This window comes from Pseudomonas sp. LBUM1644 (assembly GCF_059716195.1).
On sequence record NZ_CP166812.1, the window covers coordinates 5,693,561 to 5,718,332 of the forward strand.

Sequence of the window (24,772 nt, forward strand, 5' to 3'; positions counted from 1 at the left end):
CATGACGCTCTATATAGGTGTGATGTCCGGGACCAGCCTCGATGGCCTGGATATCGCGCTGGTCGAGTTGGCCCCGGCGATCAAGCTGATCGCCACGCACTACATTCCCATGCCCGACACCCTGCGCACTGAGCTGCTTGGCTTGTGCGCCAGCGGCCCGGACGAGATTGCCCGCTCCGCCATCGCCCAACAGAACTGGGTGACACTGGCAGCCGAGGGCATTCACACCCTTCTTGAACAACAAAACCTGAAACCCGAAGATATTCGCGCGATTGGCAGCCACGGCCAGACCATTCGCCACGAACCGGCACGTGGGTTTACCGTGCAGATCGGCAGCCCTGCCTTGCTGACCGAGTTGACCGGCATTACCGTGGTCAGCGATTTCCGCAGTCGCGACGTTGCTGCCGGCGGGCAAGGCGCCCCGCTGGTTCCAGCCTTTCACGAAGCCCTTTTTGAAGAGCAGGCCGGCAACCGCGCAGTCTTGAATGTCGGAGGTTTCAGCAACCTCAGCCTGATCGAGCCCGGCAAACCTGTAGCGGGTTTCGACTGCGGTCCGGGAAATGTGTTGCTGGATGCCTGGATTCATCAGCAACGCGGCGACAACTTTGATCGGGACGGCCAATGGGCAGCCAGCGGCAAGGTCAAACCGATTCTGCTGAATGAACTGCTTAGTGACCCATTCTTCGTGACCAAAGGCCCCAAGAGCACCGGCCGCGAAGTGTTCAACCTGCCATGGCTGACGCAGCACCTTTCAAAATTGCCGGCCTTCGCCGCCGAAGACGTGCAAGCAACACTGCTTGAGCTCACCGCACTGACCATTATCGAGTCACTGCAACACGCCCAATCGGACACTCAAGAGCTACTTGTCTGCGGTGGCGGCGCGCACAACACGACGCTGATGAATCGCTTGGCCAGCCTGTTGCCGAACGCAAAAGTCAGTAGCACGGTCGCTCACGGCGTAGACCCCGACTGGGTCGAAGCCATGGCCTTCGCCTGGCTCGCCCATTGCTGCCTCGAAGGGATCGCGGCCAACCGACCCAGTGTGACGGGCGCACGCGGCCTGCGCATACTCGGCGCCATCTACCCCGCCTGAAGCAGAACCCCGGACAACAAAAAGCCGCAGGACCCGAAGGTCATGCGGCGTTTGTTAATACTGAAAAGCGCGATCAGATCGAGAACGAAGAGCCGCAGCCACACGTCGTGGAGGCGTTCGGGTTCTTGATGACGAAGCGCGAACCTTCCAGGCCTTCCTGATAATCGACCTCGGCACCTGCCAGGTACTGGAAGCTCATCGGGTCAACGACCAGACTCACTCCTTCGCGCTCGACGATGGTGTCGTCATCGGCCACTTCTTCATCGAAGGTGAAGCCGTACTGAAAACCCGAACAACCGCCGCCCGTAACGAATACGCGCAGCTTCAAGCGATCATTCCCCTCTTCATCGACCAGACTCTTCACCTTGTGCGCGGCACCGTGAGTGAATTGCAAAGCCGTGGGGGTGAAGGATTCGACGCTCATGCTGACTATCTCCCGGCGTTACGCCGCCATAATGCGTGATGACGCGCATTATCCGCTTCTCCTAGAAAATCGGTCAACTATTGTTACGGTATATCAATAAACCCGATTGCCGGCTCGAAACGCAAAAAGGCCCGTTCAACGGGCCTTTTTGTTAAGCGGGCTACAGCCTTACGGCAACATGCCGGCGTGGGACAGGCCCAGACGCTCATCCAGCCCGAACAGAATGTTCAGGTTCTGCACTGCCTGACCCGACGCGCCCTTGACCAGGTTGTCGATGACCGACAACACGACCACCAGATCACCGTCCTGTGGACGATGCACGGCGATACGGCAGACGTTTGCACCCCGCACGCTGCGGGTTTCCGGGTGGCTGCCGGCCGGCATCACATCGACGAACGGTTCGTTGGCATAACGCTTTTCGAACAGCGCTTGCAGATCCACCGAGCGATCCACGACGGTTGCGTACAGCGTCGAGTGAATGCCACGGATCATCGGTGTCAGGTGCGGAACGAAAGTCAGACCAACATCCTTGCCCGCTGCGCGACGCAGACCCTGGCGGATTTCCGGCAAGTGACGGTGACCTTTTACAGCGTAGGCCTTCATGCTTTCCGACGTCTCGGAGTACAGCGAGCCTACAGAGGCGCCACGACCAGCACCGCTGACGCCGGATTTGCAATCAGCGATCAAACGAGTGGTATCGGCCAGACCGGCTTCCAGCAATGGCAGGAAACCCAACTGCGTAGCGGTTGGGTAGCAACCCGGCACAGCGATCAGGCGAGCCTCTTTGATCTGCTCACGATTGACTTCCGGCAAGCCATAGACCGCTTCTTCCAGCAACTCCGGTGCGCCATGTGGCTGACCGTACCACTGGGCCCACTCATCGGCGTCTTGCAAACGGAAGTCTGCCGACAGGTCAATGACCTTGGTTCCGGCCGCCAGCAACTCGCCTGCCAGCGCATGGGCAACACCATGAGGCGTGGCGAAAAACACCACGTCGCAAGCGCCCAACGTCTTGATGTCCGGAACGCTGAACGCCAGGCCGTCGTAATGGCCTCGCAGGTTCGGGTACATGTCGGCCACGGCCAGGCCAGCCTCGGATCGGGAAGTGATGACGACCACTTCTGCTTGCGGATGCTGTGCCAACAGACGCAGCAGTTCGACACCGGTGTAACCCGTGCCGCCGACGATACCGACCTTGACCATAAACCTGCCCTCAAACGAAACCACTGGAAAGCCGTCGATAATAGGGCTCGTATCGTCCTGCGACAACCGGCAAGGTGACGTGCGGAGCCTCAAGCCTCTACTATCCAGCCTACCGTGAACCTGGGAATATCTGAAAAATGCTCTATCTATGGCTCAAAGCTTTTCATATCGTCAGCATGGTCTGCTGGTTTGCCGGCCTGTTCTATTTGCCGCGCCTGTTCGTTTATCACGCGCAAAGTGAGGACACCGTCAGCAAAGAACGCTTCAGCATCATGGAGCGTAAGCTGTACCGCGGCATCATGGGCCCGGCGATGATCGCGACCCTGATATTCGGCATCGCGCTGATCGGCCTCAACCCCGGCATATTCAGTCAGGGCGCGTGGATACACGCCAAGCTGACGCTTGTGGTCATCCTGATCGGCTATCACCACATGTGCGGCGCGCAGGTAAAACGTTTTGCCCGTGGCGAGAACACCCGCAGCCATGTCTTTTATCGCTGGTTCAATGAAGTGCCGGTTCTGATATTGCTGGCTATCGTAATTCTGGTCGTGGTTCGGCCGTTCTAACTCCAACAAGCACAACTCACCGGGGTACTTCCCATGTCGCTGCCCGCTTTGCTCGAACAACGTTTGCGTCTACCCGTAGTGGCAGCGCCGATGTTCCTGATTTCCAATCCTCAGTTGGTGCTCGCCTGCTGCCGAAACGGCGTGGTGGGCAGCTTCCCTGCGTTGAATCAACGCGAGAGCAGCGGCTTCAAGGCCTGGCTGGAAGAAATCGAAGCGGGACTGGCGACACTGGAAAACCCGGCGCCTTACGCGGTCAACCTGATCGTCCACAACAGCAACCCGCGCTTGCAAGCTGACCTGGAGATCTGTGTCGAGCACAAAGTGCCGATTGTGATCACCAGCCTCGGCGCGGTGAAAGAAGTCGTGGACGCAGTCCACAGCTACGGCGGCCTGGTGTTTCACGACGTGACGACTCGCCGTCATGCGGAGAAAGCCGCCGAGGCCGGTGTGGACGGATTGATCGCCGTGGCCGCGGGTGCCGGTGGACATGCCGGCACCTGGAGCCCGTTCTCGCTGATCGCCGAGATCCGCCAGTTTTTCGACAAGACATTGCTATTGGCCGGCTGCCTGAATCACGGCCACGAGATTCTTGCTGCACAATTGCTCGGTGCGGATTTAGCCTACTTTGGTACGCGATTTATCGGCACCACTGAAAGCCATGCGCCTGACGCCTATAAGGAGATGCTGCTGACATCCAGAGCAGCGGACATCGTCCATACTCCAGCCGTTTCAGGTATACCCGCGAGTTTTATGCGCCAAAGCCTGGAGGCTGCCGGTTTCGACACGGCAGCGCTGCAAGGCAAGGGCGAGGTGAACTTCGGCGCCAAACTCAAGCCAGTGAGCGATGAAGCGAAGGCTTGGAAAACCGTGTGGTCGGCAGGCCAGGGCGTCGGCGAAATCGATGATTTGCCGAGCGTCGATCAATTGGTGGCACGTCTCGACGCCGAGTATCGCAAGGCGTTGGAACTGGCCGCGCAGCTACCGAAACGCTGGCCACGCTGACAGGAAAGTTCGGCCAGTCGCTCCGGCTGGCCTTACACTCCAGACTCGCACCATTCAGTGTTCAAAACTTCGCGACAAGGATGCCTCGCAATGAGTGAAAACCGTTTCAAGATCGTATTCAGCGGCGCCTTGCTGCCAGGTGTTGACGTCACCACGGCCAAGCTCAATCTCGCCGAGCTGTTCAAGAGCGACGTGGCGGCCATCGAGAGGTTGTTCAGTGGCCGGCCCGTTGCGCTCAAGCAGGGTCTGACGCATGCAGACGCGCAAACCTACCTTCAGGCGCTGACCAAAACCGGTATCGATGCCCGAATCGAAAGCGAACCGTCGATTGAACTGAATCTGTCCGACGTTCATGAGCCATCCCCTGCTCCCAACCAATGGGTAGCGGCAGGCGACGAATCACCTTACGCGCCACCACTGGCGCCGGTCGGTGAAGCGTTACCCGAGTTCGGCCCGCTCAAGGCCTTCACCTTCACAGGACGCATTGGCCGTCTGCGCTATCTGGCCTGGACGATGGCCTTGATGCTGGTACTGATGGGCGTTGGCGGCGTTTTTGTTTCCATCGGCCTTTCGCTCATTGCCCTGACATCAACCGTCGGCCTGGTGATCGGTGGATTGGTCGGCACGGCGATATGCATCGCGTTTATCGTTGTCAGCATTCAGATCAGCGTCCAGCGCCTGCATGACCTGGGTTGGTCCGGCTGGCTGTATCTGCTGACGTTGGTGCCCATTGTGGGCTGGATTTTCCCGATTTTAGTGGCGGTTTTGCCGGGCAACGCCACAGCCAACCAATACGGCGCACCACCACCGGCCAACAGCACCGCAGTCAAAGTGCTCTGCGCCCTTTGGCTGGTGTTCGTCACCGTCGTTTTCATTGGCTCACTCATGGGCGGCATCGGCGCACTGCAGAATGAATACGAAAGCACCACCGAGAGCAGCTATGAAAGTGGCTCGGTCACGACCGACGAAGTTGAAGTCGAGCCCGCAGCAGAGGCCGAACAAGCACCAGATACCGCAGACGATGAAGCCGAAGAACCCCCGGCCCCTGTAGACTCTGCGAAAGAATGAACAGCGCTCCCCGCCCGTGACACCTGCGTCGCCGGCGCGGAGCTGTTGCGATGGAGAACTGCATGACCCGTTACGCTCTGATCACTGGCGCTTCCAGCGGCATCGGCCTGGCGATGGCCGAAGCGCTGGCCCGCCGTGGCCGCAGCCTGATTCTGGTGGCCCGACAACGTGATCAGCTGGAAAGTATTGCCATTGAACTGACCCAACGTTTTGGTGTGGAAGTGCTGTTCCGTGCCTGCGACCTAGGCGAACCGCTGCGCCTGTCGGGTTTTCTGCTGGAACTGGAAGAAGGTGATCGGCAGATCGACTTGCTGGTGAACTGCGCCGGTATCGGCACCTGCGGTCCGTTCCTGGCCCAGGACTGGATGACCGAGCAGGACCTGATCGAGGTCAATATCCTCGCCCTGACTCGTTTGTGCCACGCCATCGGCAACAGCATGGCGCTGCAAGGTGGTGGGCAGATTTTGAACGTCGCGTCGGTCGCCGCATTCCATCCCGGCCCGTGGATGAGTACTTACTACGCCAGCAAGGCCTATGTACTGCATTTTTCCGAAGGCCTGCGCGTCGAGCTGAAAAAATGCGCGGTGAAGGTATCGGTGCTCTGCCCCGGCCCGACCCGCACGGCGTTCTATCGCACCGCGCAATTGGACACCGACAAACTGGCCGGCAGCAAAATGCTGATGAGCCCCGAGGAAGTCGCGCTCTACACCGTGAGGGCCTTGGAGAAAAACCGCGCCATCATTATTCCAGGTCGCCGCAATCGCTGGTTCGCCTTCATGCCGCGGCTCGGCTCTCGCTGGCTGAACCGGACAATCGCCGGCATGGTCAACAAGGCCTATTGCCCGCGCTGACAGACATTCAAGGCAAAAGGCTGGGCTCGGGCATGACCCGTGGTTACACTCAGGCCAGCCCTAACAACGGAGAAAACAGCTGTGGATACTCTGTTCACCAAGATCATCAACCGGGAAATCCCGGCGAAGATCATTTACGAGGACGACCAGGTACTGGCCTTCCACGACATCGCCCCACAGGCACCAGTGCATTTCCTGGTGATCCCGAAGAAACCGGTGCGCACCTTGAATGACCTCACCGAGGACGACAAGGTGTTGGCTGGACACATTCTGTTCACTGCCCAGCGCCTGGCGCTCGAATTGGGCTGCGAAAAAGGCTTTCGCGTTGTCATGAACTGCAATGAAGAAGGTGGGCAGACTGTCTACCACATTCATATGCACGTGCTTGGTCAGCGCCAGATGCATTGGCCGCCGGGCTGATTGGCTCAACCTTAAAAGATCGCAGCCTGCGGCCGCTCCTACAGGGAAATATGTGTAGGAGCTGCCGCAGGCTGCGACCTTTTGCTTTTGACCCAGCGCAATCCTTCTCCGGCCGATTCGGTTAAACTGACCGCCGAGATTCTTCCCGGAGGTCAGCATGACTACCCAACGTCACTACTCGCCAATTGACCGTCTTTTGCTACAAGCCGATGCCGCGATGCGTACCTTGCTGCCTTTCAGTGGCCAGCCGTACCGTCCGTCGCCCGCTATCGTGCAGCCGGATGCGCAAATGAGCGACGAAGACACCCGGCACGTCGCCGGCCTGATGCGCATCAACCATACCGGCGAAGTCTGCGCCCAGGCGTTGTATCAAGGGCAAGCACTGACCGCGAAGCTGCCACAAGTGCGCGCGGCCATGGAACATGCCGCCGAAGAAGAAATCGATCATTTGGTCTGGTGCGAACAACGCATCCATCAACTGGGCAGCCACACCAGCATCCTTAATCCCCTGTTCTACGGCATGTCGTTCGGGATTGGTGCGGTGGCCGGGTTGATCAGCGATAAAGTCAGCCTGGGTTTCGTTGCTGCCACCGAGCATCAGGTGTGCAAGCACCTGAACGAACACCTTGAGCAACTGCCGGCGGAGGACGAAAAGTCCCGGGCGATTCTTGAGCAGATGCGCATCGATGAAGAACAGCACGCTGAAAGCGCGTTGGAGGCGGGAGGGTTTCGTTTTCCGGCGCCGGTCAAGTTCGGGATGAGTTTGTTGGCCAAGGTGATGACCAAGAGTACTTACCGAATCTGACCTGATCTTTAGGAGCGAGCTCGCTCGCGATAAACCGGAGAGCGACACGTTTACCCACAAAACACGCGTAACCGTTAACGTCCATCGCGAGCAAGCTCGCTCCTACAGGGACAGGTGCTCCATGCAATAAAAAAGGCGACTGCCGTGAGGTAGTTCGCCTTTTTTGTGCCGGAAAACGCTCTCAACCGAGTTCGATGATCTCGTAGTCGTGAGTGATCTCTACCCCAGCCGCGCCGAGCATGATCGAAGCCGAGCAATATTTTTCGGCGGACAGTTCGATGGCGCGCTTGACCTGGGCTTCTTTGAGCGCCCGGCCCTTGACCACGAAGTGCATGTGAATCTTGGTGAAGACCTTCGGGTCTTCGGTCGCGCGCTCGGCTTCGAGGAAGGCTTCGCAGCTCTCGACGGCCTGACGGGACTTCTTGAGGATGCTGACCACATCGAAATTGCTGCAACCGCCAACACCCAGCAGGAGCATTTCCATCGGCCGGACACCCAGGTTACGACCGCCGGCATCGGGCGGACCGTCCATGACCACGACATGACCGCTACCGGATTCGCCGAGGAACATGGCTTCGCCAGCCCATTGGATGCGTGCCTTCATCGCCAAGACTCCACTGTATAAAAAAGGGTCGCCAGCTTAGCACAGCGCCCTTGATTGACAGCGCTCGCCTTTGTGGGACAAAACCATCGGCGTCGTAGGCAAATTCTCGAATGTTGCAGAAAGTGTCTGTTATGCTGGCGCCAATTCGCTGGCGCATTGCCAGCTTCGTGGCGAGCAAAAAAAGATCGCAGGTTGCGTCAGCTCCCACAAAAACCAACAAATTGCGCAGTCATTTCGGGACACAACCATGGTTGCTATTGCCCCCACACCCAAAATCAAGAACCTCGACAAGCTGTTGATGCATTGCCAGCGCCGTCGCTACGCGGCCAAGAGCAATATCATTTGTGCCGGCGACCGTTCGGAGACGCTGTTTTTCATTATCAAAGGCTCGGTCACCATTCTGATCGAGGATGACGACGGCCGTGAAATGATCATCGCCTACCTGAACAACGGGGATTTTTTCGGTGAGCTGGGCCTGTTCGAACAGGCCGGCCTGGAACAGGAACGCAGTGCCTGGGTACGCGCCAAGATCGAGTGCGAAGTGGCGGAAATCAGCTACGCGAAATTCCGCGAGTTGTCGCAGCAAGATCCGGACATTCTTTACGTGCTTAGCGGACAAATCGCACAGCGCCTGCGCAACACTACCCGCAAGGTCGGTGACCTGGCGTTCTTCGACGTGACAGGCCGCGTTGCGCGTTGCTTGCTGGAGTTGTGTAAGCAGCCCGACGCCATGACCCACCCCGATGGCATGCAGATCAAGGTAACCCGCCAGGAAATCGGGCGGATTGTCGGGTGTTCCCGCGAGATGGTCGGTCGCGTGCTCAAGGATCTGGAAGAACGCAACCTGGTGGATGTCAAAGGCAAGACCATGGTGGTCTTCGGTACGCGCTAATCCTTGAACATATCTGCCAGCAACTGGCGATAAAGCGCGTCGAGCCGCCCGAGCGCATCGGGCGCTGCGAACTTCTCATGTAAAGCGATGTGGCTCTCGGCGCGAACCCGCTGTTCGAGGCCGCACGCTTCATTGAAGCGATTGACCGCCGCGACCATCGATTCGCGCTCGTTATCCAGCAACAACGCACCGTGCACCAGCCCGACCGGACGCGAACCACCCTTGCTCTGGCGCCAGCGCTGAGCGGTGCCAACCATCTTGCGCCCGTCGAGATTGACGTTGAAACGGCCATCGCAAAACGCGCCGTCCACCTCGCCCAACGACGAAACGCCGCCCAATTCATCCAGTAGCTGACAGATCGGATCGCAGAGTCGGCGGTAAGCGGTTTCAATCCGGTTCTGGTCTCCCTCGCAGCGGGGTGGTGCGTAGACCAAAGCGATGTTGATGGTTGAAGCCGATTGCGGCACCGGTTCACCGCCAGTTTCACGCAGCAGCACCGGCCAGCCGGCAGCGTCCGATACTTCGCACGCGGATTCAAAGCCAGGTAGACGATTCAAACGCCGTGGCATGACCAGTGCTTGGTCGCTGGGTTGCCAGAACAGCAGGCCGAACTCCGAGTCGCCAGTGCAGATTTCGGCCAGCAAATCCTGTTCGGCTAGCAGGCCTGCTTCGATAGTCAGAGCGATTGGTTGGGGCATGGACGACTCCGTAAGACCTGAAGTCTATGGGGTACTTGATGGCCTCTTCGCGGGCAAGCTCGCTCCCACAGGGAATCGGGTTGCCTGCGAAAATGTCTCAGTCGAGGGTCGAGCCGCTGAGAGCAACGCCACGCTCAGGGAAGAACAGGCGCTGCAGTTCGGTGCCCGGGCTTTCGGCGCGCATGAACGCTTCGCCGACCAGGAATGCATATACATCGCTGATTTCCATCAGCTCGACATCGGCCCGATTGAGGATGCCACTTTCGGTAATCACCAAACGATCACGCGGGATACGCGGCAGCAGATCAAGCGTGGTTTCCAGGCTGACGTCGAAGGTGTGCAAATTGCGGTTGTTCACGCCGACCAACGGCGTGTCGAGGGCTTTCAAGGCCCGCTCCAGCTCGTTGCCGTCGTGAACTTCCACCAACACGTCGAGGCCGACGCTTTTCGCCACGGCAGCCAGCTCGGCCATTTTCACGTCATCCAGGGCGGAGACGATCAACAGCACGCAGTCGGCGCCCAAGGCACGCGCTTCGACGATCTGGTACGGATCGATCATGAAATCCTTGCGGATCACCGGCAGTTTGCACGCCGCACGAGCCTGTTGCAGATACACGTCAGCGCCCTGGAAGTAATCGATATCGGTGAGCACCGAAAGACAGGTCGCGCCGCCCTTCTCATAGCTCTTGGCGATGTCGGCGGGAACGAAGTTCTCGCGAATCACACCCTTGCTCGGCGAAGCTTTCTTGATTTCAGCAATGACCGCCGGCTGCTTGAGCTTGGCCTGAGCCAACAATGCCTTGGCAAATCCACGGGGTGCATCGGCCGCCTTGGCCAGACTTTCCAGCTCCGCCAGACTCACACGAGCGCTACGCTCGGCGACTTCCTGGACTTTGCGCGCCAGAATGTTTTCCAGAACCGTCGGTACACTCATCCCTCATTCTCCACTTTGAATACCGCGGTAAATGCACCCAACTCCTCAAGTTTCTCCCGAGCGAGGCCTGTGTGCAGCGCATCGTGCGCCAGGGCAACGCCTTCTTTCAAACTGGTCGCCAGGTCGGCGGCGTACAGTGCCGCACCGGCATTGAGCACGATCATCTCGGCAGCTTTCTGACCGTTCTCGGTCTTGCGCTTGCCCAAGGCATCGCGAATCAGCTCAAGGGACGCCGCCGGGCTTTCCACCGCCAGGCCATGCAGGCTCTGGCTCTTCATGCCCAGGTCTTCCGGCTCGACCCAATATTCGGTGACCTGGTCATTCTTCAATTCCGCGACAAAAGTTGGCGCCGCCAGACTGAATTCGTCCAGGCCATCCTTGGAATGCACGACAAGCACATGTTTGCTGCCAAGACGCTGCAAGACTTCGGCCAGCGGCCGGCACAACGCCTGGCTGAACACGCCCACTACCTGGTGTTTCACGCCGGCCGGATTCGTAAGCGGGCCGAGCATGTTGAACAGCGTGCGCAAGCCCAGCTCGCGACGCGGGCCGGCAGCGTGCTTCATGGCACTGTGATGGGTCTGGGCAAACATGAAGCCGATGCCGACGTTGTCGATGCAACGCGCCACCTGGACCGGGGTCAGGTTCAGGTAGATACCGGCTGCTTCCAGCAGGTCAGCACTCCCGCTTTTGCCCGACACCGCGCGGTTGCCGTGCTTGGCGACGGTGCAACCGGCCGCCGCGACTACAAACGAGGAAGCGGTGGAAACGTTGAAAATGTTCGCACCATCGCCGCCGGTGCCGACCACATCGACCACGCCGTCGAGGGTCTTGAGTTCAACTTTGTCCGCCAGCTCGCGCATGACTGATACGGCGCCGACGATTTCGTCGATGCTTTCGCTCTTCATGCGCATGGCCATCATGAACGCGCCGATCTGCGCGTCCGTGCATTGCCCGGTCATGATTTCGCGCATCACATCGCGCATTTCATCGGTGCTGAGGTCGAGCTGATCGACGATACGGCTCAGGGCTGTCTTGATATTCATGGAAAGTCCTTAGCGCGTGCCGCCGGTTTGTTTAAGGAAGTTGGCGAACAGTTCGTGGCCCTGCTCGGTCAGGATCGACTCAGGGTGGAATTGCACACCTTCGATGTTCAGGGTCTTGTGGCGCAGGCCCATGATCTCGTCGACCGATCCGTCTTCGAGCTGGGTCCAGGCGGTCAGTTCCAGGCAGCCTGGCAGGGTTTCACGCTTGACGATCAGCGAGTGATAGCGGGTGACGGTCAATGGGTGATTCAAGCCTTCGAATACACCCTTGTCCTCGTGGAACACCGGGCTGGTCTTGCCGTGCATGACCTGACGGGCGCGAACCACATCGCCGCCAAAGGCCTGGCCGATGGACTGGTGGCCGAGGCAAACGCCCAGAATCGGCAGCTTGCCGGCGAAATGCTTGATCGCTTCAATGGAAATGCCGGCTTCGGTCGGCGTGCAAGGACCGGGAGAAACGACGATCCGCTCAGGGTTGAGGGCTTCGATTTCGGCGATGGTGAGCTCATCGTTGCGCACGACTTTGACCTGGGAGCCGAGCTCACCAAGGTATTGCACAACGTTGTAGGTAAAAGAGTCGTAGTTATCGATCATCAGCAACATGGCTTAAACCTCTTGAATTCACTGACTTTAAATACAGCCTTCGAACGGGTTGCCCGCAGCGTCCAGCGCTTTGTCAGTCAAAGCGGCATGTCATACGGGCAACACTCATCGGTCAGCTTTCCGGGGTTTGTTCAGCCAGGGCGACTGCACGGAACATGGCGCGACGCTTGTTCAGGGTTTCTTCCCATTCCAGCGCCGGCACGGAGTCGGCCACAATGCCGCCACCGGCCTGCACGTGCAGTTCGCCGTTCTTGATCACCGCCGTGCGGATCGCAATGGCGGTGTCCATGTTGCCGTTCCAGGCGAAGTAACCGACCGCGCCGCCGTAGACGCCACGCTTGACCGGTTCCAATTCGTCGATGATTTCCATCGCGCGAATCTTCGGTGCGCCAGACAACGTGCCCGCCGGCAGGATCGCCCGCAGTGCGTCCATCGCCGTCAGCCCGGCTTTCAACTGGCCAGTGACGTTGGACACGATGTGCATCACGTTGGAATAACGCTCGATGACCATTTTCTCGGTGAGTTTCACCGAACCGATTTCCGATACGCGACCCGTGTCGTTACGGCCCAGGTCGATCAGCATCAGGTGCTCGGCGATTTCCTTGTCGTCGGACAGCAGGTCCTTTTCCAGCGCCAGGTCAGCCTCTTCGTTGGCCCCGCGCGGGCGAGTGCCGGCAATCGGACGCACGGTGATCAGGTTGTCTTCGACCCGCACCAGCACTTCCGGCGAACTGCCAACGACGTGGAAGTCGCCGAAGTTGAAGAAGTACATATAAGGCGTCGGGTTGAAGCAACGCAGCGCCCGGTACAGATCGATGGGCGCCGCCTTGAAGTCGATCGACATGCGCTGGGACGGCACGACCTGCATGCAGTCGCCGGCCAGGATGTATTCCTTGATGGTATCGACGGCTTTTTCGTAATCGTCCTGGGTGAAACTGGAGCGGAACACAGGATCGGCCGATTGCTGCTTGCTGAAGTCGAGACCACGGCGCGGCGTGATCGGCTGACGGAGTTTTTCCAGCAGTTCTTCCAGGCGCGCCTGACCTTGCTCGAAGGCATCGGCCTGCGCCGGATCGGCCAGGACGATTGCGTGCATCTTGCCGGCGAGGTTGTCGAACACCACCACCGCATCGGACACCATCAGCAGAATGTCCGGTACGCCCAGCGGGTCCGGGTTCGGGCACTTGCCCAGACGCTTTTCCACATAGCGCACGCAGTCGTAACCGAAGTAACCCACCAGGCCGCCGTTGAAACGCGGCAGGCCGGCGATGGTCGGCACGTTGTAACGGGCCTTGAATTCTTCGACGAAGGCCAGCGGGTCTTCAGCCTCGTGGCTTTCGATCTCGACGCCGTCGTGAGTCACACTGATGTGATGGTCATGAACCCGCAGCACGGTGCGGCACGGCAAGCCGATGATCGAATAACGCCCCCACTTTTCCCCGCCCTGAACGGATTCGAGCAGATAAGAGTTGGGCTCGTCGGCCAGTTTCAGGTAGATCGACAGCGGTGTGTCGAAATCGGCCAGGGTTTCACAGGCAAGCGGGATGCGGTTATAGCCGGCAGCGGCCAAACGCAGGAATTCTTCGCGGATCATGGGGTAGCCTCGTGGCTTGAGGGTCTAACAGTCAGGTATGCAAACGCGCCGGTACGCCGGCCAGGAACAAGTCAGGCGCGCCAACGCCAGCGGGCCAGGGCCTTGATGACTTTCATCCAGAGTTTGCGAGTGACCACCACGATGGCGTTTCCAGAAGGGGGTTGAACAGCGTCGGCCAACGTTATCTCAGCGGCCGGATCCAGGCAACCGGGAATTAGCTTGCGCAGGTCGTCGATCACCAGCGCTGGCGACTCTTCTGCAATCGGCCGGCCGTGGTTATAGCCATAACTGAGTGCCACACACTTGACCCCCGCTGCTTTTGCCGCCAGCACGTCACTGCGCGAATCGCCGACGAACAACGATTGCGAAGCAGGGATGTTGGCCATTTTCATCACGAAAAACAGCGCGGCCGGGTCAGGTTTCTTCTGTGGCAGGGTGTCGCCGCCGATGATCCATTTGAAGTAACGGCCGATTTTCATCTGATCCAGCAGCGGTGCGACGAAGCGCTCCGGCTTGTTAGTGATCAGGGCCATTTCCACGCCTTGCTTGTTCAGCCACTTGAGGGTGTCGCGGACGCCGGGGTAAACCACCGTCAGGTCGTGACCGTCCTCATAAAAGCCGTTGAACAATTCCAGGGCATGTTCGGCTTCGACCTCATCGACACCCTCGGCGTCGATGTGGTTGGCCAAGGCCCGGCGCACCAGCGTGTGCACGCCGTTGCCTACCCAGTCGCGCACCGATTCGATGCCGGCAGGTTTGCGCCCGAGTTTGAGCAACATGTTATCAACCGCTGCCGCGAGATCGGGGACGGAATCGACCAGGGTGCCATCCAGATCGAACATCACCAGACGCGGCAGGCGGCCGGGGAACAGCTGCTCAAAGCCGCTCATGGGCGGGCCAGTGCCAGTTCGGAACGCATCTTCTCGATCACTTCCTGGTAATTCGGCGCATTGAAGATCGCCGAGCCCGCCACGAAAGTGTCGGCGCCAGCCGCGGCGATTTCACGAATGTTGTTCACGTTCACCCCACCGTCGATTTCGAGGCGAATGTCACGGCCAGAAGCGTCGATCAGCGCGCGCGCCTCACGCAGCTTGTCGAGCGTGCCAGGAATGAACTTCTGCCCGCCGAAACCCGGGTTGACGCTCATCAGCAGGATCATGTCGACCTTGTCCATCACGTACTTGAGCACGTCCAGCGGCGTCGCCGGGTTGAACACCAGGCCCGATTTGCAGCCGCCTTCGCGGATCAGTTGCAGGGAACGGTCGACGTGTTGCGTGGCTTCCGGGTGGAAGGTGATGTAGGTCGCGCCGGCTTCGATGAAGTCACCGACGATGCGGTCCACCGGGCTGACCATCAGGTGCGCGTCGATGGGCGCGGTCACGCCGTACTTGCGCAGCGCGGCACAGACCATCGGGCCGATGGTCAGGTTCGGCACGTAGTGGTTGTCCATGACGTCGAAGTGCACGAAGTCGGCACCGGCGGCCAGGACGTTGTCCACTTCTTCACCCAGGCGGGCGAAGTCGGCGGAAAGAATCGACGGAGCAATTACGAAGGGCTGCATGACGCACCTTTTTTGAGCAGAATCACAATGGCGCGCATTGTATACCTCATGCTTTGGCGCGCGCACTGTGGCCGCGATGATTGGGCCTGCCTTCAATCAATAAGTGACCGCAGGCTCTAGTACGCAGCTCGGTAGATCTTCTCGATATCGACAGCGCTCAACTTGCGTGGATTGTTGCGCATCAGACGCTCAATGCCCGCAGCTTCCACGGCCATGGCCGGGATGGCGTCCTCTGGAACGCCGAAACTGCGCAGGCCCGAGGGGATTTCCACGGCAGCGCACAGCTCGGTCATCGCCTCGACGGCTTTGTCGGCCGCTTCATTGGCGCTCAGATGAGCGGTTTTCACCCCCATGGCCTCGGCAATATCCTGCATGCGCTCGACGCAGGCCATCTTGTTCCAGGTCATGACATACGGCAGCAACAGGGCGTTGCTGACGCCGTGGGCAATGTTGAACCGCCCGCCCAGCGGATACGCCAGCGCATGCACCGCACCGACGCCCGCATTGCCGAAGGCCATGCCGGCCATCAGGCTGGCGGTGGCCATGTCTTCTCGGGCTTGCAGGTTGGACGGATTGGCGTAGGCCTTGGGCAACGCCTTGGCAATCAACTTGATCGCGCCGATGGCCAGCGCGTCGGTAATCGCCGAGGCGTTGACTGAAAGATAAGACTCGATGGCGTGCACCAGCGCATCGACGCCACTGGCAGCGGTGACACCGCGTGGGCAGGTCAGGGTCATTTGCGGGCTGACCAATGCCACGTCAGGCAATAGATAGTCGCTGACGATGCCTTTTTTCAACTGCGCGACCTTGTCGGAGAGGATCGCGACGTTGGTCACTTCCGAGCCGGTGCCGGCGGTGGTCGGGATGGCGATCAGCGGTGGACCTTTGCGCGGGACTTGATCGATGCCGAACAAATCCTCCAGCGCGCCGTGATAACCGGCATAGGCCGCGACGCTCTTGGCGATGTCAATCGCACTGCCGCCGCCCAAACCGATCAGGCCGTCATGCCCGCCTTCGCGGTAAACCCGCATGCAGTCTTCGACGATGGCGATTTCAGGGTCTGGCAATACACGGTCGAAAATCTCGTAGCTCCGATCCCCCAGCTGCGCCAGCGCCAGCGCTACCGTGCCGGACTTGACCAGCGCGGCGTCGGTGACGATCAGTGGGTTGTCGATGTCCAGACGCGTCAGCTCGGCAGCCAGTTGCTCGATGGCACCTGCGCCGGTGATCAGTTTGTGGGCGATTTTGAAAGAGGAAAGACTCATGTGCGCAGCCTCTTATAGATGGGGGAGCTGGGCACAATAGTAGCTGGGGATTGGGAGTTGTCTGCTATTCAGGTTGTGAATGACCCAAGATCCCGAAAACCCCGCAAATTCCTGTAGGAGCTGCCGCAGGCTGCGATCTTTTGACGTTGATTTTTTAAGATCAAAAGATCGCAGCCTGCGGCAGCTCCTACAGTGGCCCCGTGACGAGCACAGTTCGCTGGACCGTGTCAGACCTGAGCGGTGCGCAGTTTTTCGCTGCGGCCACGCAGCCATTCCAGGGTCAGCAGCAGGATCACCGAGAAGGCGATCAGCAGCGTCGCAGCAGCGGCGATGGTCGGGCTGAGGTTTTCGCGGATGCCGCTGAACATCTGCCGAGGCAAGGTCGCTTGTTCGGGACCTGCGAGGAACAGCGTAACCACCACTTCATCGAACGACGTCGCGAAGGCGAACAAAGCCCCGGAAATCACGCCCGGCGCAATCAGCGGCAAGGTCACTCGACGAAACGCTGTCAACGGCGAAGCCCCCAGGCTGGCAGCGGCGCGCACCAGGTTCTGGTTGAACCCCTGCAACGTCGCCGACACCGTGATGATCACAAAAGGCACGCCCAACACCGCGTGCACCACGATCAGCGAAAAGAAGCTGTTGCCCAGGCCCAGCGGCGCAAAGAACAGATAACTGGCCACACCGATGATCACCACCGGCACTACCATCGGCGAAATCACCAGGGCCATCACCAGCGGCTTGCCCGGGAAGTCGCCCCGCGTCAGCCCAATCGCCGCCAGCGTACCGAACACCATCGCCAATACGGTCGCCGCCGGAGCGACGATGATGCTGTTCTTCAGCGAGCGCATCCACTCGGCCGAGGCGAAGAAGTCCTGATACCAATGCAGGGAGAAACCTTGCAGCGGATAGACCAGGAAACTGCCCGAATTGAACGACAGCGGAATAATCACCAGCACCGGCAGGATCAGGAACAACAAAATCAAGCCGCAGAGAATCCGCAAACTGTAGAACCACGCCCGCTCAATAGGCGACATATAAGGACTCAGCATTTCATTCTCCCCTTAGCTCAGGCGCAGGCGACTGGCGCCCACCAGCCAGCTGTAAATCAGATAAAGCACCACAGTCGCCAACAGCAGCAGCCCACCGAGTGCGGTCGCCATGCCCCAGTTGATGCTGGTGTTGGTGTAGAAGGCGACGAAGTAGCTGACCATCTGATCGTTCGGGCTGCCCAGCAACGCCGGGGTGATGTAGTAGCCGATGGCGAGGATGAACACCAGCAGGCAACCGGCGCCGACACCGGCATAGGTCTGCGGGAAGTACACCCGCCAGAAGCTGGCAAACGGGTGGCAACCGAGGGAAATCGCGGCACGCATGTAAGTCGGCGAGATGCCTTTCATCACGCTGTAGATGGGCAAAATCATGAACGGCAGCAGGATGTGTACCATCGAGATGTAGACCCCGGTGCGGTTGAACACCAGCTCCAGCGGCTTATCGATGATGCCCATGGCCATCAGGCCACTGTTGATCAGCCCGCCCGATTGCAGCAACACGATCCACGCCGCGACGCGCACCAGAATCGAGGTCCAGAACGGCAGCAACACCAAAATCATCAGCAAGTTACTTTGGCGTGACGGCAGGTTCGCCAGCAGGTACGCCAAGGGGTAAGCCAGCAACAGGCAGATCCCGGTGATGATCAGGCCCATCCAGAACGTCCGGGCGAAGATGTCGAGGTAGATCGCCTGGTCCGGTGTGGCCGGGGCGACTTCGCCGAGGTCGTCGATCCGGTGATCGACCGCCGCCAGCAGGTAAAAAGGCGTGATGCTGGCGGTATTGCGGCGCACGGCTTGCCAATAGGCCGGGTCACCCCAGCGCTCGTCCAGGCCTTCCAGCGCTTCTTTATAAGAGGCCGGTTCAGTGGCGAACGGCAAGGCACGGGCGGTTTTGGTCAGCAGGCTGCGGTAGCCGGCCAATTCCATGTTCAAGCGCTTGGACAGGTCGCCCAACGTCTGATTCTTGCGCGCTTCAGCGAGGTCTTCGCTGGCTGCCTTGTAAACCGTTTCAGCGGGCAGGCCTCGGCCATCCCAACTGGCGATAGCCGTCACGGTGCGTGGCATGCCGCCCACCACTTCCGGGTTACCGACACTTTTGTAGAGCAGCGCCACGATCGGCACCAGGAACACCAGCAACAGAAACAGCACCAATGGCGCGATCAAGGCTTGTGCTTTCCAGCGGTTGATCCGCTCGGCGTGCTTGAGCCGCTGCTTCAAGGTGGGGTCAGTGCCCGCGTTCAGGGGAATGGCGGTGGCCATGGCGTACTCCGGAAATCTTTGGATGGGCGACATCACGCAGGGTGATGCCGCATTGCATCAATGTTCTTGAAATAGACACCGGCACCTGTAGGAGCTGGCGCAGCCTGCGATCTTTTGGCGGCGCTAATACCGCTGAAGATCAAAAGATCGCAGCCTTCGGCAGCTCCTACTTCGCAGCCCAGGAATTGAAGCGCTGTTCCAGTTGCTCGCCGTTGTCAGCCCAGAAGCTGACGTCGATCTGCACCTGGTTGGCGATGTTTTCCGGGGTGGTCGGCATGTCTTTCAGGACATCCTTGGTCAGCAACGGTACAGCCTGGATGTTGGCCGGGCCGTAGGCGATGTTTTCCGAGTAGGTCTTCTGCTGCTGTGGCATCACCGAGAAAGCGATGAATTTTTTCGCCGCTTCAGCCCGCGCCTTGTCCAGGCCTTTTGGAATGGCCCATGCGTCGAAGTCGTAGATACCGCCATTCCACACGACTTTGAGATTGCTTTCTTTCTGCACGGCAGCGATCCGGCCGTTGTAGGCCGAGCTCATGACCACGTCACCCGAAGCAAGGTATTGCGGCGGTTGAGCGCCGGCTTCCCACCACTGAATGTTTGGCTTGAGTTCATCAAGCTTCTTGAACGCGCGATCCTGGCCATCCTTGCCGGCCAGCACCTTGTAGACGTCTTTCGGCGCAACGCCGTCAGCCATCAGTGCGAATTCCAGGGTGTACTTGGCACCCTTGCGCAGGCCGCGCTTGCCTGGGAATTTCTTGGTGTCCCAGAAATCCACCCAGCTGGTCGGTGCAGATTTTACCTTGTCGGCGTTGTAAGCCAACACGGTCGACCACACGAAGAAGCCCACGCCGCAAGGCTGGATAGCGCCTTTGACGTAATCTTCGGATTTGCCGAACAGCGCCGGGTCGAGTTGTTCGAACATGTCTTCGTCGCAACCACGAGACAGCTCTGGCGACTCAACTTCCACCAGGTCCCAGGACACGCTTTTGGTGTCGACCATGGCTTTGACCTTGGCCATTTCGCCGTTGTACTCGCCCGCCACGATCTTGCCGTTGCCTGCTGCTTCCCACGGTGCGTAGAAGGCTTTGACCTGCGCCGCCTTGTTCGCCCCGCCAAAGGACACCACGGTCAGGTCCGGGCCCGCCGCCATCGCGTGTGCCGCGCCGATCATGCCCATGACCAAAGCGGTGAATTTCAGGGATCTCAACATTTATTGTTCTCTCCACGTGCAGGGTTGGTTGAAGCAGGGGGGCGATCAGTTCGCCTCTAAAAGTGGGTCGAGCGCGCGTACGTGTTCGACCTGCCAGCCAAGCGGTACCACGTCGCCGACGGCGAGCGCAGGATCAAGCTCGGCAATCGGTTGTTTCACAAAGAAGTCGGTCTTGCCGCAGACTTCCAAGCGAACCCGGACGTGGTCGCCCAGATAGATGAATTCCGCCACCCTCCCTGAGAAGCGGTTGACACAGGACTCGCTGGAGCCATTGAGGCTCACGCGTTCCGGGCGAATCGACAGGGTGACGGGCTCGCCGGTCTTGCCGACGTTGACCGCCAGGGCCTCAACCTTTTCACCGCGACCGAGCTCGACGATGCAGCGGTCGCCGGTATGACTGTGCAAGCGGCCGTTGAGCCGGTTGTTCTCGCCGATGAAGTTGGCGACGAAGGTGTTTTTCGGCTCTTCGTACAGCGTGCGCGGTGGCGCGATCTGCTGGATCTCGCCTTGATGGAACACCGCCACCCGGTCAGACATGGTCAGGGCTTCGCCCTGGTCGTGGGTCACGTAGACCACGGTCACGCCGAGACGCTGGTGCAGATGCTTGATCTCCATCTGCATGTGTTCGCGCAGTTGTTTGTCGAGTGCGCCGAGGGGTTCGTCCATCAGCACCAGTTGCGGTTCGAACACCAGGGCGCGGGCCAGGGCCACACGCTGCTGCTGCCCGCCGGACAGTTGTGCCGGATAACGCTGGGCGAAAGTGTCGAGCTGAACCATGCTCAGGACACGTTTGACCCGGTCGCTGACATCACTCTTGTTCAAACCGCGCACCGTCAGCGGGAACGCGAGGTTCTCGGCGACCGTCATGTGCGGGAACAAGGCGTAGTTCTGGAACACCATGCCGATGTCACGCTTGTGCGGCGGCACGTTGTTGATGGAGCGTCCGGCCAGCTGGATTTCACCGGCGGTTGGTGTTTCGAAACCGGCGAGCATCATCAGGCTGGTGGTCTTGCCGGAGCCGGACGGCCCGAGCAGGGTGAGGAATTCGCCTTTGCGAATTTCCAGGTTGAGGTCTTTGACGATCAGGTTCTCGCCGTCGTAGCTTTTTTGCACTCCACGAAAGCTGACCAGAATGTCGCTGGCCCCTGCGTTTGAATCGACCTGGCTCATACCCACACCTTTGTTATTGATGACTGCTGAGGACTAAGCCTAGTGGACGCTGGGGAGCACGCAAATCGGGGTGCAGGAGAGAATCGCCTCAGCCGGATGGAAGGTTGGGGGTAGGGATTGCCCTACAAGGATGACGGGATTGGATAGAGCAGCGGCAAGTTGCTAGCTGTAAGCCGCAAGAACAGGCAAAAGCGCTGTCGCGGGCATGTCGTAAATAGATATGACGACTTGCCCCTGTAGGAGCTGCCGCAGGCTGCGATCTTTTGGCGGCCTTAGATCACCGAAGATCAGGATCAAAAGATCGCAGCCTGCGGCAGCTCCTACAGGAGTTTGTGTTCCATGGCGTATTTCACCAGTTCAGCCAGAGAGGTGATGTTGAGTTTTTGCATCAGCCGCGCCTTGTGGGTGCTGATGGTTTTGCTACTCAAGGCCAGTTGCTGGGCGATGTCGTTAACGTTGGCGCCTTGGGCCAGGCGTTCGAACACCGAGAACTCACGTTCCGAGAGCAATGAATGCAGCGGCCGCGAATCGGTCAGGCCGACCTCGAAGACCATGCGGTCGGCCAGGTCCGGGTCGATGTAGCGCCCGCCTGCCGCGACTTTGCGAATCGCCGTCAGCAGCAGCGCCGGATCGCTGTCCTTGGTCGCGTAGCCAGCGGCACCGACCTTCAAGGCCCGCGCGGCCATTTGCGCTTCGTCGTGCATCGACAGCACCAGAATCGCCGGCGGATTGTTCAGCGCACGAATCCGTGGAATCGCCTCCAGCCCATTTACGCCAGGCATGGAGATATCCAGCAACACCACTTCGCAGGCCACATGACGCAACGTCTCAAGCAACTGTTCGCCATTGCTCGCCTCCCCCACCACCAGCAAATCCTTGGCCAGGCCGATCAATTGCTTGATGCCTTCGCGGACAATGGTGTGGTCTTCGGCTACCAGTACACGGATCACTTGCCTCTCCTCATTAAACGCGTTGATGCCGAAAAGATCGCAGCCTGCGGCAGCTCCTACAGGGTACGCGTCCGATGTAGGAGCTGCCGCAGTCTGCGATCTTTTATCAATCCAGAGGTACTCGCACTTCTAACGTCGTGCCCTCCCCCAACTCACTCTCTAGCGACAACTGCCCGCCCATGATCAACACCCGCTCACGCATGCCGACCACACCAAAGGATGTCGGCCTACCGGTGGAAGCGACAAACCCTACACCATCATCACTGACCGTCAGGCATAACTCGTCGCCCTCCAGCGCCAATGTGAGCTCGACAGTATGCGCCTGGGCATGGCGCATCACATTGGTCAGCGCTTCCTGAAGGATGCGGAACAAACCAATCGCCTTGGCATCACTGAGCACCCGCAGATTGTCCGGCACCTGCACCAGGCACGGAATCTGCGTGCGCGCCTCGAAACGGCGGGCCTGCCATTCAATGGCGGACGCGATGCCCGCATCGAGAATCGGTGGCCGCAACGCCGTGGCCACATCCCGTACCAACTGGAAAAGCTGCGCAATCAAGCGCTTCATGCTGTTCAATCGCTCGTTCAGACCGGGATCGAGCTGGGCGTAGGCCAATTCGCACATGGAGGTTTCCAGTTTCAACACCGTCAACATCTGACCCAGCTCGTCGTGAACTTCCCGGGCGATGCGGGCTTTTTCCTCTTCCCGAACGCTCTCCAGGTGCGCGGACAATTCGCGCAACTGCTCTCGGGAGCTGGCCAGTTCCAGTTCGATGCGCTTGCTTTCACTGATGTCCCAGACAATGCCATCCCAGACGTAGGCGCCATCTTCGAGCCGACGGGTGATGGCCTTGATCTCGGCCCAGCGCTGCGCGCCCGACCGGGTAAGAATCCGTCCTTGCCAGGACCAGTCACTGTCGGTATCCAGCGCATGATCCTGGGTCTGGTGATAACTGGCCTTGTCGTCCGGATGCACCAGGCTGCGCAGGCCTTTGTCGCGATGAGCCAGGGTGGCCGGCGAATACCCCGACAGGCTTTCGCTGCCTTCACTGATGTAGGCAAAGTCGATCTGCCCTGTCACCGGCGCCCGCTCCAGTCGAAAGACCAATCCGGGAACGTTGGCGGCGATCCCTTGCAGTCGCGCCTCACTTTCCTGCAAAGCGGCCAGGGCACGACGACGCTCGGTGACGTCGTTGAGGTAGACCACCAGGTATTCGCCATCGCGAAACCGCAGGAAGCTCAATGAAACATCTGCCGGCAAGATGCTGCCGTCGGCGCGTACACAGTTGGTTTCGAAACTTTGCGGACCGTCTTCGCTGGCCCGGGCGCGCTTCCACAGGTTCAGCCAGCGGTCCATGTGCAGGCCGGGTTCGAAGTCGATCAGCGGCCGGTCGATGATTGCGCCTGACGGATAACCCAACATGGTTTCGGCCGCGCGGTTGGCATAGCGCACATGGCTATCCCAGTTAACCCAAAGGATGCCGACTGTGCTTTGATCAATGGAAAACTGGGTGAGGCGTAACGCTTCTTCGCTGGCGGCACGCAAGGCAATGTCTTCCCGCGCCGCCAGCAGTCGTTGCTCCAGACTGTGCTGTTGCCGGCGCTGCCAGAACACGATAGCCATGCTGCTCATCACCAGCACCACCAACAGCAGACAAAGGTTTTGCCAGAACCCCGGGGACTCGGTCAGCCGCGGATATTTGGGCTGTAACCATTGGTTGTGCAGATGCTCCAGGTCCTTGGCCGGGATCGCCCGGAGCGCGGTTTCGACAATGCCGGCAAGCTCCGGCCAGTCCCGCCGCGTGGCAACGCGCAGCAATTGCGGCAGACCAATATCGCCAACCACCAATAACCCGGAAAACTCCGGTTCGATGGAGAGACGCCCCAGTTGCGCCTCATCAACAACGGCATAACTCGCCTGCTGACTGAGCAACAACTGCAACGCCTGGCGCTCGATGGGCACGCCTTGAAGGTTCAGGTGCGGATAATTGCTGCGCAGGTAGTCGGCGGTGGCACTGGGCATGCGCACGGCGACACGGGTCTGGCTGTCGAGTTTCTCCAGCTCGACCACGCCGGTGCTTTTCTGGTCGCTGACCACCAATTGCGGCACGCGCATGTACGGGTCGGAAAACTGCCATAAACGCAGCCCGCCAGGGGTTTGGCTCAGCCCCGGAGCGATATCGATTTCACCTTCGCGCGCAGCGGCCTCCAATTGCGCAAGGTCGGGAAAGTTGCGCCAACTCAGCTCGACCTTGAGCGACTTGGCCAACCATTTCATCAACTCTACGTTGACCCCGGACAGGCGTTGCAAGCGGCGATCGTATTGAGCGAAAGGCGCTTGCAACACCAGCCCGACCCGTAATTCGTCATGTTGTGCCAGCCATTGCTGCTGGCCTGCGGACAATTGCGCGGCGTGCGCCGGTGGCGCGGCAGCCGCCCAACCCATCAAGGGAAACCACAAACAGCCGATAACCCACAGGCAGCGAAAACGCATCATTGAA

25 protein-coding genes are annotated in these 24,772 nt (G+C 59.6%); 8 read left to right on the forward strand and 17 right to left on the reverse strand.

The genetic code is table 11. The annotated features are described in order from the left end of the window. Position 1 precedes the first annotated feature (1 nt). The gene (locus tag ACA052_RS26190; RefSeq protein ID WP_497647397.1) at positions 2-1,093 is read left to right on the forward strand and encodes an anhydro-N-acetylmuramic acid kinase; all 1,092 of its coding nucleotides are present in this window, start codon (positions 2-4) and stop codon (positions 1,091-1,093) included. 73 nt (positions 1,094-1,166) lie between these two features. Here ACA052_RS26190 and erpA read toward each other — a convergent pair whose 3' ends face one another. Both erpA and argC read right to left on the reverse strand, forming a co-directional pair. Continuing rightward, a complete protein-coding gene (erpA, locus tag ACA052_RS26195; protein ID WP_007947969.1) occupies positions 1,167-1,517 on the reverse strand; it encodes an iron-sulfur cluster insertion protein ErpA in 351 nt (116 codons plus the stop codon). Between the two features lie 168 nt (positions 1,518-1,685). After that, positions 1,686-2,720 (reverse strand): N-acetyl-gamma-glutamyl-phosphate reductase, encoded by a 1,035-nt coding sequence (argC, locus tag ACA052_RS26200; RefSeq protein ID WP_497647398.1) that lies wholly within the window; start codon positions 2,718-2,720, stop codon positions 1,686-1,688. Between the two features lie 137 nt (positions 2,721-2,857). Between argC and hemJ the strand changes: the two genes are divergently transcribed. The 6 genes from hemJ to coq7 all read left to right on the forward strand — a co-directional run bounded on the left by hemJ (position 2,858) and on the right by coq7 (position 7,432). Beyond that, positions 2,858-3,286 carry a protoporphyrinogen oxidase HemJ gene (gene hemJ / locus ACA052_RS26205; protein ID WP_497647399.1) on the forward strand — a complete coding sequence of 143 codons (429 nt, stop codon included), beginning with the start codon at positions 2,858-2,860 and terminating at the stop codon, positions 3,284-3,286. Positions 3,287-3,319: 33 nt separating this feature from the next. Continuing rightward, positions 3,320-4,288, forward strand: coding sequence for an NAD(P)H-dependent flavin oxidoreductase (locus ACA052_RS26210; protein WP_497647400.1), 969 nt, complete (start codon positions 3,320-3,322; stop codon positions 4,286-4,288). Positions 4,289-4,378: 90 nt separating this feature from the next. Then, entirely contained in the window at positions 4,379-5,356 is a 978-nt protein-coding gene (locus tag ACA052_RS26215) for a DUF805 domain-containing protein (protein WP_497647401.1), read from the forward strand. Between the two features lie 62 nt (positions 5,357-5,418). Further along, positions 5,419-6,207, forward strand: a complete 789-nt coding sequence (locus ACA052_RS26220) for an SDR family NAD(P)-dependent oxidoreductase (RefSeq protein ID WP_497647402.1) — start codon at positions 5,419-5,421, stop codon at positions 6,205-6,207. Positions 6,208-6,288: 81 nt separating this feature from the next. Next, positions 6,289-6,627, forward strand: a complete 339-nt coding sequence (locus tag ACA052_RS26225) for a histidine triad nucleotide-binding protein (RefSeq protein WP_497647403.1) — start codon at positions 6,289-6,291, stop codon at positions 6,625-6,627. A 157-nt stretch (positions 6,628-6,784) separates the two neighbouring features. Further along, the gene (gene coq7 / locus ACA052_RS26230; RefSeq protein WP_497647404.1) at positions 6,785-7,432 is read left to right on the forward strand and encodes a 2-polyprenyl-3-methyl-6-methoxy-1,4-benzoquinone monooxygenase; all 648 of its coding nucleotides are present in this window, start codon (positions 6,785-6,787) and stop codon (positions 7,430-7,432) included. A gap of 181 nt (positions 7,433-7,613) precedes the next feature. On the opposite strand, the gene ACA052_RS26235 is transcribed toward coq7, so the two are convergent. After that, on the reverse strand, positions 7,614-8,036 hold the full coding sequence (locus tag ACA052_RS26235) for an OsmC family protein (RefSeq protein WP_042730268.1): 423 nt from the start codon (positions 8,034-8,036) through the stop codon (positions 7,614-7,616). Between the two features lie 247 nt (positions 8,037-8,283). Between ACA052_RS26235 and crp the strand changes: the two genes are divergently transcribed. Then, on the forward strand, positions 8,284-8,928 hold the full coding sequence (gene crp / locus ACA052_RS26240; protein ID WP_497647405.1) for a cAMP-activated global transcriptional regulator CRP: 645 nt from the start codon (positions 8,284-8,286) through the stop codon (positions 8,926-8,928). On the opposite strand, the gene ACA052_RS26245 is transcribed toward crp, so the two are convergent. The 14 genes from ACA052_RS26245 to ACA052_RS26310 all read right to left on the reverse strand — a co-directional run bounded on the left by ACA052_RS26245 (position 8,925) and on the right by ACA052_RS26310 (position 24,768). Beyond that, positions 8,925-9,626 (reverse strand): lipoate--protein ligase family protein, encoded by a 702-nt coding sequence (locus ACA052_RS26245; protein ID WP_497647406.1) that lies wholly within the window; start codon positions 9,624-9,626, stop codon positions 8,925-8,927. The two genes, crp and ACA052_RS26245, sit on opposite strands and share 4 nt — an antisense overlap. A gap of 97 nt (positions 9,627-9,723) precedes the next feature. Further along, positions 9,724-10,560, reverse strand: coding sequence for an indole-3-glycerol phosphate synthase TrpC (gene trpC, locus ACA052_RS26250; RefSeq protein WP_497647407.1), 837 nt, complete (start codon positions 10,558-10,560; stop codon positions 9,724-9,726). Next, positions 10,557-11,606: an anthranilate phosphoribosyltransferase gene (gene trpD / locus ACA052_RS26255; RefSeq protein ID WP_497647408.1), complete on the reverse strand. Its 1,050-nt coding sequence runs from the start codon at positions 11,604-11,606 to the stop codon at positions 10,557-10,559. The genes trpC and trpD overlap by 4 nt, the downstream gene beginning before the upstream one ends. A 9-nt stretch (positions 11,607-11,615) precedes the next feature. Continuing rightward, positions 11,616-12,209 carry an aminodeoxychorismate/anthranilate synthase component II gene (locus ACA052_RS26260; protein ID WP_497647409.1) on the reverse strand — a complete coding sequence of 198 codons (594 nt, stop codon included), beginning with the start codon at positions 12,207-12,209 and terminating at the stop codon, positions 11,616-11,618. A gap of 112 nt (positions 12,210-12,321) precedes the next feature. Then, positions 12,322-13,803 carry an anthranilate synthase component I gene (gene trpE, locus ACA052_RS26265; RefSeq protein ID WP_497647410.1) on the reverse strand — a complete coding sequence of 494 codons (1,482 nt, stop codon included), beginning with the start codon at positions 13,801-13,803 and terminating at the stop codon, positions 12,322-12,324. A 71-nt stretch (positions 13,804-13,874) separates the two neighbouring features. After that, positions 13,875-14,693, reverse strand: coding sequence for a phosphoglycolate phosphatase (locus tag ACA052_RS26270; protein WP_497647411.1), 819 nt, complete (start codon positions 14,691-14,693; stop codon positions 13,875-13,877). Next, entirely contained in the window at positions 14,690-15,364 is a 675-nt protein-coding gene (gene rpe, locus ACA052_RS26275; protein WP_008035979.1) for a ribulose-phosphate 3-epimerase, read from the reverse strand. Before rpe ends, ACA052_RS26270 begins: the two co-directional genes overlap by 4 nt. A gap of 116 nt (positions 15,365-15,480) precedes the next feature. Next, positions 15,481-16,629 carry an iron-containing alcohol dehydrogenase gene (locus ACA052_RS26280; protein ID WP_497647412.1) on the reverse strand — a complete coding sequence of 383 codons (1,149 nt, stop codon included), beginning with the start codon at positions 16,627-16,629 and terminating at the stop codon, positions 15,481-15,483. A 227-nt stretch (positions 16,630-16,856) separates the two neighbouring features. Further along, the gene (locus tag ACA052_RS26285; protein ID WP_497647413.1) at positions 16,857-17,681 is read right to left on the reverse strand and encodes an ABC transporter permease; all 825 of its coding nucleotides are present in this window, start codon (positions 17,679-17,681) and stop codon (positions 16,857-16,859) included. Positions 17,682-17,693: 12 nt separating this feature from the next. Next, positions 17,694-18,941 carry an ABC transporter permease gene (locus ACA052_RS26290; RefSeq protein WP_497647414.1) on the reverse strand — a complete coding sequence of 416 codons (1,248 nt, stop codon included), beginning with the start codon at positions 18,939-18,941 and terminating at the stop codon, positions 17,694-17,696. Positions 18,942-19,107: 166 nt separating this feature from the next. Continuing rightward, the gene (locus ACA052_RS26295) at positions 19,108-20,151 is read right to left on the reverse strand and encodes an ABC transporter substrate-binding protein (protein ID WP_497647415.1); all 1,044 of its coding nucleotides are present in this window, start codon (positions 20,149-20,151) and stop codon (positions 19,108-19,110) included. 45 nt (positions 20,152-20,196) lie between these two features. Then, the gene (locus ACA052_RS26300) at positions 20,197-21,321 is read right to left on the reverse strand and encodes an ABC transporter ATP-binding protein (RefSeq protein WP_497647416.1); all 1,125 of its coding nucleotides are present in this window, start codon (positions 21,319-21,321) and stop codon (positions 20,197-20,199) included. Between the two features lie 320 nt (positions 21,322-21,641). Beyond that, positions 21,642-22,271, reverse strand: coding sequence for a response regulator (locus ACA052_RS26305; protein ID WP_150745994.1), 630 nt, complete (start codon positions 22,269-22,271; stop codon positions 21,642-21,644). Positions 22,272-22,377: 106 nt separating this feature from the next. Next, complete coding sequence (locus tag ACA052_RS26310) at positions 22,378-24,768, reverse strand: PAS domain-containing sensor histidine kinase (protein WP_497647417.1); 2,391 nt, start codon at positions 24,766-24,768, stop codon at positions 22,378-22,380. Positions 24,769-24,772: the final 4 nt, after the last annotated feature.

What these genes read in the sequence shown, in the direction of transcription:
- ACA052_RS26310 (WP_497647417.1), bottom strand. Translation starts at nt 24,768, where the DNA reads ATGATGCGTTTTCGCTGCCTGTGGGTTATCGGCTGTTTGTGGTTTCCC.
- ACA052_RS26285 (WP_497647413.1), bottom strand. Translation starts at nt 17,681, where the DNA reads ATGCTGAGTCCTTATATGTCGCCTATTGAGCGGGCGTGGTTCTACAGT.
- ACA052_RS26300 (WP_497647416.1), bottom strand. Translation starts at nt 21,321, where the DNA reads ATGAGCCAGGTCGATTCAAACGCAGGGGCCAGCGACATTCTGGTCAGC.
- trpC (WP_497647407.1), bottom strand. Translation starts at nt 10,560, where the DNA reads ATGAGTGTACCGACGGTTCTGGAAAACATTCTGGCGCGCAAAGTCCAG.
- rpe (WP_008035979.1), bottom strand. Translation starts at nt 15,364, where the DNA reads ATGCAGCCCTTCGTAATTGCTCCGTCGATTCTTTCCGCCGACTTCGCC.
- trpD (WP_497647408.1), bottom strand. Translation starts at nt 11,606, where the DNA reads ATGAATATCAAGACAGCCCTGAGCCGTATCGTCGATCAGCTCGACCTC.
- trpE (WP_497647410.1), bottom strand. Translation starts at nt 13,803, where the DNA reads ATGATCCGCGAAGAATTCCTGCGTTTGGCCGCTGCCGGCTATAACCGC.
- ACA052_RS26280 (WP_497647412.1), bottom strand. Translation starts at nt 16,629, where the DNA reads ATGAGTCTTTCCTCTTTCAAAATCGCCCACAAACTGATCACCGGCGCA.
- ACA052_RS26295 (WP_497647415.1), bottom strand. Translation starts at nt 20,151, where the DNA reads ATGTTGAGATCCCTGAAATTCACCGCTTTGGTCATGGGCATGATCGGC.
- ACA052_RS26220 (WP_497647402.1), top strand. Translation starts at nt 5,419, where the DNA reads ATGACCCGTTACGCTCTGATCACTGGCGCTTCCAGCGGCATCGGCCTG.
- crp (WP_497647405.1), top strand. Translation starts at nt 8,284, where the DNA reads ATGGTTGCTATTGCCCCCACACCCAAAATCAAGAACCTCGACAAGCTG.
- erpA (WP_007947969.1), bottom strand. Translation starts at nt 1,517, where the DNA reads ATGAGCGTCGAATCCTTCACCCCCACGGCTTTGCAATTCACTCACGGT.
- argC (WP_497647398.1), bottom strand. Translation starts at nt 2,720, where the DNA reads ATGGTCAAGGTCGGTATCGTCGGCGGCACGGGTTACACCGGTGTCGAA.
- ACA052_RS26270 (WP_497647411.1), bottom strand. Translation starts at nt 14,693, where the DNA reads ATGAGCGGCTTTGAGCAGCTGTTCCCCGGCCGCCTGCCGCGTCTGGTG.
- ACA052_RS26215 (WP_497647401.1), top strand. Translation starts at nt 4,379, where the DNA reads ATGAGTGAAAACCGTTTCAAGATCGTATTCAGCGGCGCCTTGCTGCCA.
- ACA052_RS26235 (WP_042730268.1), bottom strand. Translation starts at nt 8,036, where the DNA reads ATGAAGGCACGCATCCAATGGGCTGGCGAAGCCATGTTCCTCGGCGAA.
- ACA052_RS26260 (WP_497647409.1), bottom strand. Translation starts at nt 12,209, where the DNA reads ATGTTGCTGATGATCGATAACTACGACTCTTTTACCTACAACGTTGTG.
- ACA052_RS26210 (WP_497647400.1), top strand. Translation starts at nt 3,320, where the DNA reads ATGTCGCTGCCCGCTTTGCTCGAACAACGTTTGCGTCTACCCGTAGTG.
- coq7 (WP_497647404.1), top strand. Translation starts at nt 6,785, where the DNA reads ATGACTACCCAACGTCACTACTCGCCAATTGACCGTCTTTTGCTACAA.
- ACA052_RS26190 (WP_497647397.1), top strand. Translation starts at nt 2, where the DNA reads ATGACGCTCTATATAGGTGTGATGTCCGGGACCAGCCTCGATGGCCTG.
- ACA052_RS26290 (WP_497647414.1), bottom strand. Translation starts at nt 18,941, where the DNA reads ATGGCCACCGCCATTCCCCTGAACGCGGGCACTGACCCCACCTTGAAG.
- hemJ (WP_497647399.1), top strand. Translation starts at nt 2,858, where the DNA reads ATGCTCTATCTATGGCTCAAAGCTTTTCATATCGTCAGCATGGTCTGC.
- ACA052_RS26245 (WP_497647406.1), bottom strand. Translation starts at nt 9,626, where the DNA reads ATGCCCCAACCAATCGCTCTGACTATCGAAGCAGGCCTGCTAGCCGAA.